A 15,249-nucleotide genomic window follows, 5' to 3' on the forward strand; every position below is an offset into this window, starting at 1 on the left:
TAACATTGTTGTCTGCAAAAAAATTCAGATTCCCCCTTGAACCTTACGTAACGTCATGATGTATAGTGAACGTAACAGCAGGACAAAACACAGGGCAATGGCCAAATCATCGAACAAGATAAATTCGAAATCGAAGGAGAAACGGACATGAGAAAACTCGTATTGTTCATGCATGTGTCGCTGGATGGGTATGCGTCAGATTCGAACGGAGGACTGGATTGGATTCCGTACAACGAGGAATTAGAGAAATACGCCGAGGAGGTCGTAGCGGAAGTCGGCGCTCCCGTTTACGGACGTACTACGTATCAGATGATGGAGAGCTACTGGCCCGCGCTGTTGGATGATCCGAATGCGTCGAGGCACGATATAGAGCATGCTAAATGGCTGCAGGATGTTAAGAAGATCGTCATTTCCGGCACGATGGACAAGGCGGAATGGAACAATACGATGCTGGTCAAGGACAATATCGCAGAGGAAATCAAAGCGCTCAAGGAGCAGCCTGGCAAAAATCTCGTTATCTTCGGCAGCCCGGGGGCTGCGAAGACGCTGCTTGAGCTTGGCATGATCGATGAATTCCTGCTGACGATTTGCCCGGTGGTCCTGGGCAGGGGAAAATCGGTATTCGACGGCGGCATCGAGAAAATCAGGCTCAAGCTGCTGTCCAGCCGAACGCTCAAGTCGGGCATTATCGCGACCCGCTATGAGTTAGAGAAATAGCCGCGCCGTACAAGATGTTCCGCTCTAACGGGGACGTTACTTTAATTAACAGCCTGCCGGCGTGATCCGGCAGGCTGTTTAATTAAAGGGCACGAGGGCAATAAATATCACAGGGGCAGGCGACGCGGCGAACTGCCCCTGTTCTTTGAAGGGGGCAGTTTTAGTGCAACAATTTATCTGTTATGTCGTCTATACCAATATTCTATTTAATTCCAAGCTTTCACTTGCTGAAAGGAGCTTCAAAGCGTGAGCGACCATACCCCAGGTATTCAGTTAAGCCAATTGTTTTATGAAAATTATATTGTGCCTCGTCTTTCGTCTGCTATGTCCTCATTAATGTATGCATCAGCGCTTGTAGGCCCGGGTAGCGAAGTTCTAGGTTTTGATACTCCGATGTCGCGCGACCACGATTGGGGCCCACGTGTGCTGATATTTATCCGCGAAGCCGACGTGTCCCAGAGGGAATCCATTTGGGCGGCCCTCCATACGACAGCGCCCGCTATGTTTAATGGTTATCCGCTCCATGTCGATCAAACGATTGTTACCACTGTCTCCGCCTATTACGGCAGACGATTAGGACTCCCACGCTCCAATTTCGAGGGATTGGAATTACTCGACTGGTTAACTATCCCTTCACAGACGTTGGCAGAGCTTACGGGCGGAGCTGTCTTCCGGGATGATTTCGGCGAACTGACAACTGCACGCACGCACTTAAGTTATTATCCGAAGGATGTTTGGCTATTTCTGATGGCATCGGTTTGGAATCGTATCGGGCAGGAGGAGCATCTTATGCCCCGAGCAGGCTATGTTGGTGATGAGCTGGGGTCTGCTCTTATTGCATCTCGGCTCATTAGAGACGTAATGAGCTTGTGTTTCTTAATCGAACGACGTTATGCCCCTTATCCTAAATGGTTCGGAACCGCTTTCCGGCAACTTGATTGTTCAAATAAGCTATTCCCTTATCTGAAAGAAGCCCAAAATGCAAAAGATTGGCAAGAGCGTGTGCAAGCTCTGGCCAATTCTTATCAAATCATTGCACAGATGCATAACGATTTGCATTTGACCGAACCGATTGATGCAAAAGTAACTCCTTTCTTCGATCGACCATTTTCGGTAATCGGCGGTAGCCGTTTTGCAGAAGCATTGGTTTCTATGATTGAGGATTCATCGTTACGTAAACTAGCTGCTTATAAGTTTGGCGGCATCGACCAAATCAGCGATAGCACTGATTTTCGCGCTATAAGGGAACGGTTCGAATCACCATCTGGTGAAACAAACCCAATTCGTGCATTCTTTGAACGCTTGTTGTAGATTACGCTAACGGTGAACGAATGCTTATAAATATCACATGGGCAGCCGACGCGGCGAACTGTCCCTATTTTTTGAAGTAACGGGCAGTTACGCTTAGTGAAACAGTGAGGGAATGCCGTTATGGCATTGGTAGCATTGGTGATATAATCAAAGATGAAGCAGATCAAGATAGACCCACTTTTTCGATTGGAAGGTTGGTAAGATGACCATGGAAGCAACAGCCGAGCAGGTGGCCGAATGGATGCTGGAGAAGGTGAGGTTCGCGGGAATTTTGTACCAAGAGGAGGCCGTGAACTACATTCGTACAAATTTCGGAGAGCAGTTTATTTACGTGAATGAGAACGGGAATGCGTCGATTGATAAGAATGTAAAGAAGGTTTTCAAAAAGCTCCACAGCGGAAAAGCCGCTTGGGATCGGGACGGTTTTTTCTGGGGTTGGACATAAGGAAGGGACTAGCCGTCATGCTGGTCTCTTTTTTATATCATAGCGCAGCAGCTTCTCATTCCCTTGAATCGTATGTATATTGGCGGCATTTAATTATACGTGTTTGCAACAAACAGTACATTGGCTTCGTCATATGAATAGAAGAATTTTACATTGGAAGAGGAGAGGACGAATTGAAGAAACATTTTATTGCAGGTGTGTTGAGTGGTGCCATCTTAATGGCAACAACTTCTGTATTTGCTTCGAGTGCAATTGAAGCAACAAGTTTTCCAAGTAAAGTTACTTTTTTTCTAGCTAACGGACTCTCCAAAGAAGTACAACTACAGGAAGGTGAAGAGGTGCTGAACTATAATAACAAGGCCTATGTACCTCTTCGTTTATTCGCTGAAAGCAGTGGCGCTCTTGTAAAATACACAGAAGCTTCTCCTGAGACGGATAACAAACAAAAAATAGATGTTCACTATGTTGCTGAAGAGGCTCTTTCAGAGCAAACTTCAAACGCAGCCGGTAATAAGCCGCTTGAGGACTCAAAGGAACTGCAGCTACAAGATATGCTTGTCCTAAGTCTACTTCCGCATATGCAAGAGAAACTTGCCGATGTATACAAAGATGTTATTACAATACCACCCATTATCCATCCGGATTCTGTAAATGTGAAGAGCGTTGAAAGGGTAGCTGCTTTTCGAGGCTTTGATTTTTTAATCACAGTAGATGTTCAACCCATAGTCGGTCCGCATATACCTGTCGGTGAAGATGTACTTACATATCGGATCACGTCGGCTGGAGTTGAGCTTAAAAATTTTGAACATCTTAAAGGACCTGACAAGGATGACTTTCTCCCCAATTACCAAAATCTTTTGAAGTAACGAAAGACTCGCTCAATGTCCAGGGAGCAGATCGCCGCGGCTGGCAGCTGCTCCCACTTCCTTGGACATCTTCAATAAGCGCCGATTCTGGCCGCTGAACCGATAAGAAATGGAGCTGCCGATCCTTCGAGAAGCCCGCCAAATCTAAGCATAAGCATGATGCTGCACGAACAGATTGCTTTTTTCATAGAACAAAACCACCCCTTATCGGTCACGTTCAGCGCGCTTCGCCAAGATACGAAGCCCATGCTACCCGTATTATCCATAAGATGTGGTTTTGTTAAGTTAGCAAATTGGCTTAATTGTTTTCAGTGATGGAAAAAACGATCGAGTCGCCGTTATCCGCCGTACGAATATCTACGTTATAACCTCCTATGGTTGTTATGCTGTTGTCCATAAGTTGACCTGTCTGAAAATGATCCATTGCTTGTCCGAAAAGCTGCTTAAATGTCGCGGCGTCATAATTGAAAAAATAGCGCACGAACGCATCAATCGCTTCCTGATTTCGTGCGAGCACGCCTTCTTGCTTTCGAATCGTGATGCCGGATGTATTGTAGACAGGCTCCAGCCACAGCGAAACCTCATCGTAATGCGTATTTGCATCCGAGATCCTGCCGTTCAACGCCTTCGCTTTGGCATCTGCATCTTTAAACAACTGCAGCGTCGTTTCCGTGAGATCGTAATTCGTTCCTCGCGTGTAACCCGCTTGTTCGATGACACTGTAGGCCTTCTTCATTTTATCGGATGGAAAAACGATTTTCTTGTACTTGCCGTCCTTAGTCGGCACAATAAGCGTATTCGATTCCGCCGCTGCTTCTTTAGTGTGAACCCGTTTGGAACGATCCGTAAGCCGTTCAAGAATGGTCAGCGATTCCGCACGGGTTACATATTGCCCGATACCGAAATAGCCGTTGGGATACCCGTCCATAATGCCTTTCGTGAGCACTTCCGCCATAAATTTCTGTTCTCGCGGTTTGGCGCTCGCAAAATCGCCCATCCCGGCTGCAGCCTGCATACTAAAGGACTCGTCTTCAAGAAACTCGGTTGCCTTGATCGTGTAATAAGCGATTTCCGCCGCCTGCTCCCGCTTCAAATTGACTTTGAAATCCGGGAAGGAACTCTTGCTTACGAAATTCAGGTCGCTTGCCACATCGATAAAAGGCTTCGCCCAATAGCCGCTGCTGCTCGGCGTGAACGTAAAATCACTATAGTCCCGCTGCAAAATCGATTGGTTCAATTTGCTTAACGATTGTACAAAAGGCTGCTTCCAGCTGCGATCACCGTTCGGGTATTGATCTGAGTACGATAGGATAAGCATTTTGACGAATTGATCGGCTGTTACAGGTTCGTCCGGCCGAAATGTGCCGTCTTGGAAACCGTCCAAGATCCCCTCCCCGACCAGATGATTCACCGTCTGCGTCGCCCAATGTCCCTTTATGTCGCGAAACTCCGTCGCTGCACTCGCAGGCGCCGCTATTGCACTCCCCAAGACCCATGTACTTACCAATAAAAATAAAAATTTCTTGCCAATTCGACCTTTCATGCCGCTGTTTCCTCCGATTTGCCGTCTATTGGTGTAAGCGGACCTACTGCGTCCGCGACTTCCCTAGAATACGAGGAAATGGAGAGCGGGGGAAGCTACATTTTTCCTAAACATTCGACTTTGCTGTTTATTGCCTTTGTACTAGATCGAAAGACGCAATAAGGTGAAAGACTCATTTGAATCTCATGCATGGCCCCTTTTGAACCGTGAAATTGCTGGTAAAGCGGTGCTAACTATCCCATAATGGTGTTGCGTCGGAGACTATAGTAACAAACGAGCTGACGGAATCATCGACAGCCCGCTGAACGAGCGGGCAGGTTTGCTTAAATTGATATTTGACTGTACCACTAATGTCATGCTTTATAATGGCCTCATCATCCAGAAGGGAGTTGAAGTCATGATTGTATTGACATTCTGTTACAAACGGGATATCCCATTTGACGAAAACTATTATTTCAATTCGCACCTTCCCAACATGTCCAGGAAAACCGTTCTTGAAATGGGAGCTTCCAAGTACGAGGTCAAAAGGGTTTTATCTTCAGCAGACGGTTCGCCTGTACCCTATTCATTTGTATTTCTTCTGTATTTTGAATCTAGGGAAGCTTTAGAGTCATTTATTAAAGACCCAAGAATTAAAGCTTTGCAAGATGACGTTTCTAAATATTACATCGGAGAGCAGGATATATTTATTGAAGAAATCGTCACATCGTTTCCAGTAACCGGCTAAACTACGAGGGGGAACGATAGTTGAACCTAAAGAAGGAGCAGTTTGCCACGTTGGATATTCATTTTTCTAAATAAATATTAGCACATGTTAACTACTAGGCAATGAAAGTGAAATGGTTACAACTGGGCAGGCGCCGCGGCGAAGTATTGCTCAGGAGCGGAATGGGTTCCCTCATACAAGACAAAGAACGCCCAATAAAACGGAGGCGTTCTCGTAGCGTCGTAAATAGCCGTGTGAACTGGACTTAACGCGATGAAGAATTAAGTAAGCTTGTCATAAACAATGTTCAGGGAAATGATCGGGATTTCAGAACAAAAACCGACTAGCGTAAGGTTCACTACTATGGCTAAGAAAATAAGCAAATTGAGTCTTCGTGGAAACTGAAAGGGAGCTGCCTAAGACAAAAAACGACTTCACGTTACCGTGGCAACCTGCTTTAAGCTGGGACCATTATGATTTTCGCCCCACGCACACATGACTTCCAAAACCGGGATCAGCGTTTTTCCATATTCACTGAGCGCATATTCCACTTTAGGAGGAACCGAAGGGAAAATCGTACGTGTCACTAACCTGTCGGTCTCCAGTTCCCGCAGATGCTGCACCAGCATCTTCTGGGTTACCTCGGGAATAAGTTTCTCCAGTTCGCTGAACCTCTTGGTAGAGTCCAACAAATGCCATAAGATCAAAGGCTTCCATTTGCCACCCACTACTTGAATCACTGTCTCAATAGGGCATTTCCTTTCCGCCCCAGCCTCCGCGCGGACAAACATGATATCCCTCCTCCTGCCCATGCTTACTTTAAAGTGAGTACCCTACATGAAAGTGGGTTCTTAACAAGATTTTAGAGCGATGCTAAGCTTGAGTCAATTCGAAGATGTAATTACAAGGAGGAACGGTCGATGAAAATCATTGTTTTCGGAGCAACGGGAAATACGGGAAGAAGAGTGTTGGCGCAAGGGGTTAAGATGGGACACGAAATGACTGCATTTGTGCGAAATCCTGAGAAGCTTTATGAACAGCAAGGTGAGCATCTCGTACAGCATGTGAAAGTGATAGTGCGGGATATCATGGACCCGGAAAGCGTTTACGAGGCGCTCTCCAATCAAGAAGTAGCTATTATTGCAGCTGGAAATGCAGGCCAAGGAGAAGAGTTCGTTCGTATCGTCGATAACATTGTAAGCCAATGTGAAATTCACCCGAGCTTTCCTGGGCGGGTATGGTTAATAGGAGGCGCCGGCCTACTGGATATTCCATATACCGATCTCATTGGTAACAATTTACCGGGCTTCCCACCCATGTATAAAAATCATAATCGGAATCTTGAACGGCTGCGGCAGACTCAGCTCGATTGGTCTGTTATGTGCCCGGGAACGATGGTTGATTCGATAGAGCATCCGGCGCCGGTTCGTTTGCATGTGACAACGGAAACCTTGCCCGTAGCGATTCCGGAAACGATAAAGGAATTTTCCGAGGCCGATATGGCCGGTTACTTGTTCAGCCGGTTTCAAGAGCTGGATGTCGCTTACGAGGAGGTTGCGAATTGCATGCTGAACCATATCGAGCTTGCAGGGCCGTTTAAAAGGAAGAGGGTCGGTCTCGCCTACCGTAGCGATATTCCGGTGTGTTGAGGAAGGAGAGGACTGGTTTGTTAGGATTGCTTCTCGTTTTGCATATATTGGCTACAATTGCCGTAATCGGTACCGCTTTCGTGGTCCCCTTCATCCGAAGATCCGCCAGAACCGCCGGCCAACTGCGCTTTGCTTTCAGTATAACGACCAAGCTTGCCCTACTGCCTAAGATTGGCGGAGCGGTACTTATTGTTACCGGTATTTGGCTTATGATCATAACTAAGATGGGTTTATCCCAAATGTGGTTGAATCTATCCATCCTCTTATCACTACTCATGATCGTGATGATCGGCGGATTGATCGAACCACGTATGAAAAAGATCATGCAGATTGTATCAGAACGCCAAAGCCAAGGGGATGAAGTTCCTGCCGGGTTAACACGGTCGATGAGAAAGATCACGCTGCTTGAGTCGACGGCACAACTGCTGATGATTGCCATAACCGTACTTATGGTCGTTAAGCCATTTTAATAACATCATGACGTAAAAAGGCCATTCCCCAAAAGGATGGCCTTAAAACGATTACGCCAGCTGCTATAGGCTTGGGTTCAGTAATTCTGACTGCAGCCGGAGTTGCAGTTTCTCAACAATTGAAAAATCCGTCGCAGCCGTATAAAAGGATTTGATCTGTGAATCGATGGCTTCAGCTGCCGCCAAATATGAGGTGGCTTCTTTCATCTTTGCCGAGTACCGCTCTTTAATTGCGGCTATTTCCGCTGCATAGGTTTCATCCGTCCCTGGGGTCATGGCGCGTTCATACATATCCAAGATCTCATCCCCGTCCCGATCCGGGAAGTATTCATGAGGGGCGGTGCTGTCGAAAATAGCTGAACTCAACTGCGGGAAAATCAGCATATCTAGGCTGTTTGGATCCAAACCGCAATGATACACTTGAACTTCGATGCCTTTCTTCTCGGCTGCGGCAGCAAGTGTTTTCAGAAGCGTGGATTTACCGGATCCCGGTCTTCCTTTGATAAAAATCCGCCTGTTCAACTGAGCTGTCAAGCTTTGAATAAAATCAAACGCACCCTTCGGAGTCGCTGCCCCGAAAAACAAGTGACGTCCAATCGATGGTGTCGAGTTTTCATGACCAGCGTACAATTCCTGAATCAGCTCCTGCGTGATTTGGTCGGCCTTACCGAAGTCCATGCTTTCGATATAAAATTTTTCCCATTCATCATGAATCCGTAAAGCGGTTGCAAAGGATTCATATGTTTGGGAATAAGCATCGATGAGCTTTCCTTTGAGCTCTTCGATCGTTCCAAGAGTTTCCGTGGAAATACCTCTGTTATCAAGCGCCGCTCCGAAATCGTACTCAATGGTTGCAGCTGCGCTGTCCTCTATGATCCACTCGCTGGCTTGCCCATCGACAATACCAATCTTTAATTCGGTTGCAATCATGCCGTCCAGCTCATTCGGCCGAAGCGGGGAATGGAAGTATTGCACGTGCTGCCCTCTGTCCACCAGACTGTCCGCTAATTTACGAATGATTGTAGATTTACCTGTACCAGAGGGACCCGTCAGGACAAGAATTTTATCAAGCCCTTGGAAAGCCGATTTATACAAAAAGTGAGCTCCGCGTGCTGTATTGCCGCGGGCAAAATAGTGGGATGCATTGTCAATCAACCTGAACACTCCTTTGCGCGCCTATCCTGTGACCAGCAAAATTCGCATTTGTCATGGATCGGTAGGGATATAAGCGCATATGGGTTAGATGCCTATGATTCAACTTATTCCGGATGGTGTACAGAGGTGTTTATAATATTGAGATATATAAAGATAAACAAAGATCTCGTTTTCTGAAAACCCAATAAACAGGCACAGTAGGGCGAATGTATGTTTCTATCTCGAAAGCAAACGTGTGTTTTTAAGGTTTGCCAATTCATTCATAGTGTAATAACATAACTTCACGTCAACCAATTATTGGGAAAACGAGAAGGTTATTTGTTATCAATTTACCGGTGAAAAAACAAGAAAGGAATTTGCTTATGATTACCATTTATGATTGGTTTGGTTATGAATTGCCGATTAAGGATCGTTACCAGTTCATAAAAGCGGCTGGATTTGATGGGGTTTTATTATGGTGGAGTGAAGATTTTAACCGGAACGATTACCGCAATGGGCCGCAAATTGCGCGAGAAGCGGGTCTTTTTATAGAAAATATCCATGCGCCTATCAAAAACCAGAACAGCCTCTGGCTTGACAATCTGGACGGTGAAGCCTTAACCGATTGTTATTTGCAATGTGTTGCAGATTGCGCCGAGTTTGAGATTCCGACAATGGTGGTGCACCTGCCGAGCGAAGACAAACCATATAACGCATTGGGACTGGATAGAATCAAGAGAATCACTGAAAAAGCTGAACATCTCGGTGTCAATGTTGCACTAGAGAATTTACGGAACCTTGCCAACGTAGCATATGTGCTGGAGCAGGTAGATTCCCCGCGAATCGGATTCTGTTATGATTGCAGGCATCACTACCGCCACTATCCAAGCGACGATTTATTATCCATGTTTGGTTCCCGGATGATGGCACTACATTTACATGACAATAACGGGAGTCATGCTCAACATGGGTTACCCTTCGACGGCACGATGGATTGGTCTACAACGATGAAAAAAATTACGAAAACAAATTATTCAGGCGCGACTGCAATAGAGGCCATGAACTGGGATTATGAGCATTTATCGGCTAAAGAGTTTTTGCATAAAGCGTTTGAGCGGGCAAAAAGGCTGGAAGCCTTACGCTAACAAGTTACAAAGGTTAAAGGCGCCGGCTATTACGCCGACGCCCCCATTTCGTTTCATTTCCTAAAACACCTTCGTTGTCCACGATTCGCAATTCCACGTCTCCGTCACGACGTCCCGGTAAAATTCCGGTTCGTGTGAGATCAGCAGAATGCTGCCTTTGTACGCTTTCAGCGCGCGCTTCAGCTCTTCCTTCGCGTCCACGTCCAGGTGGTTCGTCGGCTCGTCGAGCACGAGCAGGTTCGTTTCGCGGTTAATCAGTTTGCACAACCGCACCTTCGCCTTCTCGCCGCCGCTCAGTACCGCGATTTTGCTCTCAATGTGCTTTGTCGTCAGCCCGCATTTCGCGAGTGCCGCGCGTACCTCGAACTGAGTGAACGAAGAGAACTCCTTCCACACTTCCTCGATACACGTGTTGTAGTTCGCATCCTTCACTTCCTGCTCGAAATAACCGATGTGCAAATATTCGCCGCGCTGGACCGAACCCGAAAGCGCCGGAATCTCGCCGAGGATGCTGCGCAGCAGCGTCGTTTTCCCGATGCCGTTTGCGCCGACGAGCGCCAGCTTCTGCCCACGCTCCATACGCAGGTTCAGCGGCCGCGACAGCGGGCTGTCGTAACCGATTACGAGCTCCGAGGTTTCAAAAATCAGTTTGCCCGACGCTCGCGATTCCTTGAAATTGAACTGCGGCTTCGGTCTATCCTTCGCCAGCTCGATCACATCCATCTTGTCGAGCTTCTTCTGACGCGACATCGCCATATTCCGCGTGGCCACACTCGCCTTATTGCGTGCCACGAAATCCTTCAGGTCGGCGATTTCCTGCTGCTGGCGCTTATAGGCGGACTCCAGCTGCTGTTTTTTCATCTCATAGACCTGCTGGAAATGGTCGTAGTCGCCGACGTAGCGGGCCAACTCCTGATTTTCCATATGGTAGATGAGGTTGATGACGCTGTTCAAGAATGGAATATCGTGAGAGATCAGAATAAACGCATTTTCGTATTCCTGCAGATAACGCTTCAACCAGTCGATATGCTGTTCGTCGAGGTAGTTGGTCGGCTCGTCCAGCAGCAGAATGTCCGGCTTCTCGAGCAGCAGCTTGGCCAGCAGCACCTTCGTCCGCTGTCCGCCGCTCAGGTCGTTGACGTCCTTATCCAGGCCGATGTCGGTCAAGCCTAAACCACGTGCGGTTTCTTCGATTTTGGAGTCGATCATATAAAAATCCTGGTTTGTCAGCGTATCTTGAATCGTGCCGACGTCCTCGAGCAGCTGCTCCAGCTCCTCAGGCGACACTTCGCCCATCTTGGCGTACATGTCGTTCATCTCTTGCTCCATATCGAACAGGTACTGAAAAGCGCCCTTCAGCACGTCGCGGATCGTCATTCCTTTATTCAGCACGGCATGCTGATCAAGGTAACCGACGCGCATCCGCTTGGACCATTCGATCTTGCCTTCATCCGGCTGCAGCTTGCCTGTAATAATATTCATGAAGGTGGACTTGCCTTCGCCGTTCGCGCCGATCAGCCCGATATGCTCCCCTTTGAGCAGCCGAAAGGACACATCGTTAAAAATCGCCCGATCCCCAAACCCGTGACTTAACCGTTCTACATTTAATATGCTCATCAATGACACCTTTTCTTCCTGGTCTATTTATCAGCCTCTATTATAAATGAGAATGGGGCCGGAACTCAATCCGCCGAAGCCCGCCAGACTTTGGATTTTTGCGATACGTGTTATCTTTCTCACTTATGGCCAAAGGTGACGTCAACCAAGCTAGGTTTGAGCGGCAGGGGTGTCCCGACGTAGGCGGACGGCATGTCCGCGGCGCAAGCCGCCGACTTCATCGTGCGCTCCGTGAGCAGGGATGCAGCCCCGGCTATATCGTCGTGGAGCTGACGCAGCTCGTCATCGCTCACAAGATTTATGAAGAAATGACACGTTTGGCCGAGACGATGCGTCCCTTCCAATTCGAATCCAGCTCGGTTACCGTAACGCCGATACCAACGCGATACGTATGCAGCAGCTTGTTATCGCCCAAATAAACGGCGACATGCCCGATTCGCTGCAGCCCCTTCTCGTTTTTGCGCTGCGGCGTTGTGAAGAACAGCAGATCGCCCCTGCGCACATCCTCGATCTTCACGTCTTGGCCGGTCTGGCTTTGCTGCCGGGAATCGCGGGGAAGCGTCACCCCGTTCTGACCGAATATATATCGGGTAAACGAGGAGCAATCGAACGTATCGGTTTGCTTCGAGGATGCCCCGAATTCGTAGGGGGCGCCCATATGCTTCAGCCCCGCGGCGATCACGTCGTCCGCCTTCTGCTCCCAAGCCGGGCGATCCGCCTTAAACCGGTAGTCCGTCGCCGATGCGGCGACATACCCGGTGCGGCCGTTCACGGCAACGGCAAGCCAGTCCCGGCTTGTCTCCGCCGTAACGTCCACCTTCGTACCGGCGGTGAGTGTCTCCAACACCGCTGCATTTTTGTCCGCTTGCGCCAGCATAACGGCGGATGATCTCAGTTCAGCGGCGCCGGGCATGTATTCGGTTTTAGAGGGGGCGGGCATATCCGATGCCGGGTCGTCGCTGCGGGCCGGATCGAGGATCGTGGCGGTTTTCGTCGCATCGTCCCAACCGACCTCGTAACCGAGCGTCTCCGTCAGCAGCCGAATCGGAATGTACGTCGTCCCTTTATAGTTCAAGCTGCCTGGAAGCTGCTCGGTACCGTCGTTATATCCATCGACCGCGGAAAAACGGGCATCCCCCGCCTTCCAATAAAAAGGTGCCAGATCCGCCGTTACCTGCTTCAGTTGACCTGAAGCAAGGGATACGCCCGAGCCGAGCCCTCCCGCAAAAACAACAAGCCCAAGCGCCGTATAGAGCAGTGACTTTTTCGCCATGATGTGCCTCCCGATGTAGATGTAGTTCATTGTCTCTACAAAGTTCGGAGAAACTTAATTATTTTGGCGGGAGCGGAGCGCAGACAGGGCAATCCAATTTTTACATGTATAAATTAAACGCCAAGCAGCTGCCTTGGACTTGTCATGCCGGGCCCCTTATCAAATCGCTGTTCCAGCAGAAGTGTATCGAATGTTCCAGCGCGTGCGATCCCGAGCGCTCGTTGCGGCGCTGCACGGCGGTTGGTTGAACCCCCAAGATCCTCTTGGACCAGTGACTTCTTTAGCTATTATCTTCCCCTTGCTCTTGTATAGCTGAGTGATTTCACAGAAATATCGGTGTATTTCTTGTATAATTAATAAGTTATTCAATTTCTTCCATCCAGAGGAGTTATTTCATGAAAAAACAGCTTTCCATTTTGTCATTATCTATTGCAATTCTAAGCACTCAATCAGCTTGTATGATGCTGGGCAGCCATCGTGCACAAGCTGAGTCATCTGTAATCATGTTCTCAGATATCCAATCGCACTGGGGGAAAGACACCATCGAGTGGGCAATAAGACAGGGGATTGCTAATGGCTATGAAGATGGCTCTTTTAAACCGAATGAGAATGTTTCTGAGTCTGAATTTCTCGCTATGCTCGTTCGTGCGTATAACCCCGATATCAAGAGTGGTCAAGGTAATGAGTGGGACAGACCCTATTACGAGTATGCCATCGTAAATAATTACCCGGTTATGGGGGCCAGCGATCCTCAAATCAGAAGCGCAGGGATATCCCGCACGAGAGTAGCAGAACTCATTTCCTCTACACAAGGAGTGAATTACTCAAACAATGATGCAATCAGATATATGCTTGGAAACTCTCTTGCAAGCGGCAGTGATCCGCATCATGTAACAATTTCCGGCTACAATGGCTCAGGATTACTGACACGTGCTGAAGCAGCGCAGTTCATTAAGAATTTGTTGGAACATGGAAATAAGAGTGCGCAACCAAGACCAAAGAAGGCCTCGGATTCATCCAAGTTAGCTAATATACCTGAAGTTACTGCACCGGACATTGCTGAGCAGCCAACAGAAGTTGTGGTAGAACAACAAACGAAAGAGGAATCCAATTGGGTACCCGATCTTCCGTATCAACCACCTGCCGGGTGGGTTCCGCCATTGATAAAATCGACAGCATCGGATTCTGATCAAAAAGCGAATTGGAAAGCATTAGATGAAGAGCTGGGACTTGTAGCTCTTAGCAATGGAGCGTGGTATAACTCCCGTGCAAAAACTACTGTACTTAAAAGCTTCTCTATACTTGGCGGTGACCGCTTCCTTGCTCAGATCGATTTTAGAGTTTGGAAAGGTACGGAATATACTCCAGAAGATTATAAAGTTCCCTATATTGCAAGGGAAGTGTTTAAATTTTATTTTCCTGAAAGTTACCAGACTTTATTTAAAATTATGGATGATGGTTATAGTGGCAAGGATGTCTCTGAGTACATAGGCAAAATCCTTAGTTACGATGGCAGACAAGTCAAGATTATTGAAACTGATTCCGGAGTTCGAGTAGTTATTGGGAGGAAGGGAGTAGATCTTCCCTAAATTGACGACATGTACGAAAAATGCGGTGATTTTTCCGGGGGCTTATTCATGTAACGGGGATGATCGTGAAATGATTACGACTGGAGCAGGCGCCGCGGCGATCTGCTCTTGTTGGTTCGACTAACGGGCAGGTCTGCTCATATTCATGAGAGCAGGATAGATTTGTTGAAGAAATCGTCACATATTATCGCGCTTTGTTCTGCCGGAGTAACACATCCGCTTCACCTACAATATGATGATCTAGGAATCTAAAGAGGTGAGCAAATGGCAGTCGTAAAAGCGAGGAAACAGGATATCGATATGTTGGCAAGGTTGCTTCGGGCTGAAGCTGAGACCGAAGGCGAAACGGGCATGCTCCTTGTTGGAAATGTTGGCATTAACCGAATAAGAGCGAATTGCTCCGATTTTAAAGGAATCCGGACAATTCCCCAAATGATCAACCAGCCGCATGCGTTCGAAGCGTTGCAACATGGTATGTATTATCAAAACGCAAGAGAGAGGGAACGCCGTTTGGCGCAACGAGCTGTGAATGGAGAGCGGAATTGGCCGGCCAAATTCTCGCTATGGTATTTCCGCCCAGGAACGTTCGAAAATCCCGGACCATGTCCACCAACTTGGTATAATCAGCCGCTTGTAGGAAGGTTTAGAAAGCACTGTTTTTATGAGCCAACCGCGGAAGAATGTGAAAATGTATATTCTACATTCTAATTCTTTAAGCGCAAAATTCAGGATCTCTTTGAATAAAGATGATTCCGCCGGAAACGCAAAAGAGGGGCTCACTGCC

15 protein-coding genes are annotated in these 15,249 nt (G+C 47.7%); 10 read left to right on the forward strand and 5 right to left on the reverse strand.

From position 1 onward, the window contains the following. Positions 1 to 147 precede the first annotated feature (147 nt). The 4 genes from EYB31_RS13305 (at position 148) to EYB31_RS13320 (ending at position 3,339) form a co-directional block, all read left to right on the forward strand. Positions 148 to 717 carry a dihydrofolate reductase family protein gene (locus EYB31_RS13305; protein ID WP_131013837.1) on the forward strand — a complete coding sequence of 190 codons (570 nt, stop codon included), beginning with the start codon at positions 148 to 150 and terminating at the stop codon, positions 715 to 717. A gap of 246 nt (positions 718 to 963) precedes the next feature. Beyond that, positions 964 to 2,028: a DUF4037 domain-containing protein gene (locus EYB31_RS13310; protein ID WP_131013838.1), complete on the forward strand. Its 1,065-nt coding sequence runs from the start codon at positions 964 to 966 to the stop codon at positions 2,026 to 2,028. Positions 2,029 to 2,236: 208 nt separating this feature from the next. After that, positions 2,237 to 2,473, forward strand: coding sequence for a DUF6953 family protein (locus EYB31_RS13315; RefSeq protein WP_131014059.1), 237 nt, complete (start codon positions 2,237 to 2,239; stop codon positions 2,471 to 2,473). Positions 2,474 to 2,646: 173 nt separating this feature from the next. Further along, complete coding sequence (locus EYB31_RS13320) at positions 2,647 to 3,339, forward strand: DUF3888 domain-containing protein (RefSeq protein WP_131013839.1); 693 nt, start codon at positions 2,647 to 2,649, stop codon at positions 3,337 to 3,339. A gap of 298 nt (positions 3,340 to 3,637) precedes the next feature. On the opposite strand, the gene EYB31_RS13325 is transcribed toward EYB31_RS13320, so the two are convergent. Further along, entirely contained in the window at positions 3,638 to 4,882 is a 1,245-nt protein-coding gene (locus EYB31_RS13325; protein WP_131013840.1) for an S-layer homology domain-containing protein, read from the reverse strand. 397 nt (positions 4,883 to 5,279) lie between these two features. Here EYB31_RS13325 and EYB31_RS13330 point away from each other — a divergent pair, with 397 nt between their 5' ends. Next, positions 5,280 to 5,609 (forward strand): EthD family reductase, encoded by a 330-nt coding sequence (locus tag EYB31_RS13330; RefSeq protein WP_165452400.1) that lies wholly within the window; start codon positions 5,280 to 5,282, stop codon positions 5,607 to 5,609. Between the two features lie 413 nt (positions 5,610 to 6,022). Here the strand turns inward: EYB31_RS13330 and EYB31_RS13335 are convergent, their stop codons facing one another. Next, positions 6,023 to 6,379, reverse strand: a complete 357-nt coding sequence (locus EYB31_RS13335; protein WP_131013842.1) for a winged helix-turn-helix transcriptional regulator — start codon at positions 6,377 to 6,379, stop codon at positions 6,023 to 6,025. 129 nt (positions 6,380 to 6,508) lie between these two features. Here EYB31_RS13335 and EYB31_RS13340 point away from each other — a divergent pair, with 129 nt between their 5' ends. Both EYB31_RS13340 and EYB31_RS13345 read left to right on the forward strand, forming a co-directional pair. Then, the gene (locus EYB31_RS13340) at positions 6,509 to 7,237 is read left to right on the forward strand and encodes an NAD(P)-dependent oxidoreductase (protein WP_131013843.1); all 729 of its coding nucleotides are present in this window, start codon (positions 6,509 to 6,511) and stop codon (positions 7,235 to 7,237) included. 17 nt (positions 7,238 to 7,254) lie between these two features. After that, positions 7,255 to 7,707: a DUF2269 family protein gene (locus tag EYB31_RS13345; protein ID WP_131013844.1), complete on the forward strand. Its 453-nt coding sequence runs from the start codon at positions 7,255 to 7,257 to the stop codon at positions 7,705 to 7,707. A 63-nt stretch (positions 7,708 to 7,770) separates the two neighbouring features. On the opposite strand, the gene EYB31_RS13350 is transcribed toward EYB31_RS13345, so the two are convergent. Continuing rightward, complete coding sequence (locus EYB31_RS13350; RefSeq protein ID WP_131013845.1) at positions 7,771 to 8,862, reverse strand: PRK06851 family protein; 1,092 nt, start codon at positions 8,860 to 8,862, stop codon at positions 7,771 to 7,773. A gap of 335 nt (positions 8,863 to 9,197) precedes the next feature. On the opposite strand from EYB31_RS13350, the gene EYB31_RS13355 reads away from it, so the two are divergent. Continuing rightward, positions 9,198 to 9,986 carry a sugar phosphate isomerase/epimerase family protein gene (locus EYB31_RS13355; RefSeq protein ID WP_240762395.1) on the forward strand — a complete coding sequence of 263 codons (789 nt, stop codon included), beginning with the start codon at positions 9,198 to 9,200 and terminating at the stop codon, positions 9,984 to 9,986. Between the two features lie 60 nt (positions 9,987 to 10,046). Here EYB31_RS13355 and EYB31_RS13360 read toward each other — a convergent pair whose 3' ends face one another. Next, a complete protein-coding gene (locus EYB31_RS13360; RefSeq protein WP_131013846.1) occupies positions 10,047 to 11,603 on the reverse strand; it encodes an ABC-F family ATP-binding cassette domain-containing protein in 1,557 nt (518 codons plus the stop codon). Between the two features lie 298 nt (positions 11,604 to 11,901). Next, entirely contained in the window at positions 11,902 to 12,876 is a 975-nt protein-coding gene (locus EYB31_RS13370) for a C40 family peptidase (RefSeq protein WP_165452401.1), read from the reverse strand. A gap of 395 nt (positions 12,877 to 13,271) precedes the next feature. On the opposite strand from EYB31_RS13370, the gene EYB31_RS13375 reads away from it, so the two are divergent. Then, a complete protein-coding gene (locus EYB31_RS13375; protein WP_131013849.1) occupies positions 13,272 to 14,465 on the forward strand; it encodes an S-layer homology domain-containing protein in 1,194 nt (397 codons plus the stop codon). A 264-nt stretch (positions 14,466 to 14,729) separates the two neighbouring features. Continuing rightward, positions 14,730 to 15,173 carry a cell wall hydrolase gene (locus EYB31_RS13380; RefSeq protein WP_131013850.1) on the forward strand — a complete coding sequence of 148 codons (444 nt, stop codon included), beginning with the start codon at positions 14,730 to 14,732 and terminating at the stop codon, positions 15,171 to 15,173. Positions 15,174 to 15,249 lie beyond the last annotated feature (76 nt).

Source organism: Paenibacillus thalictri, from assembly GCF_004307995.1.
GTDB classification, from domain to species: domain Bacteria; phylum Bacillota; class Bacilli; order Paenibacillales; family NBRC-103111; genus Paenibacillus_AF; species Paenibacillus_AF thalictri.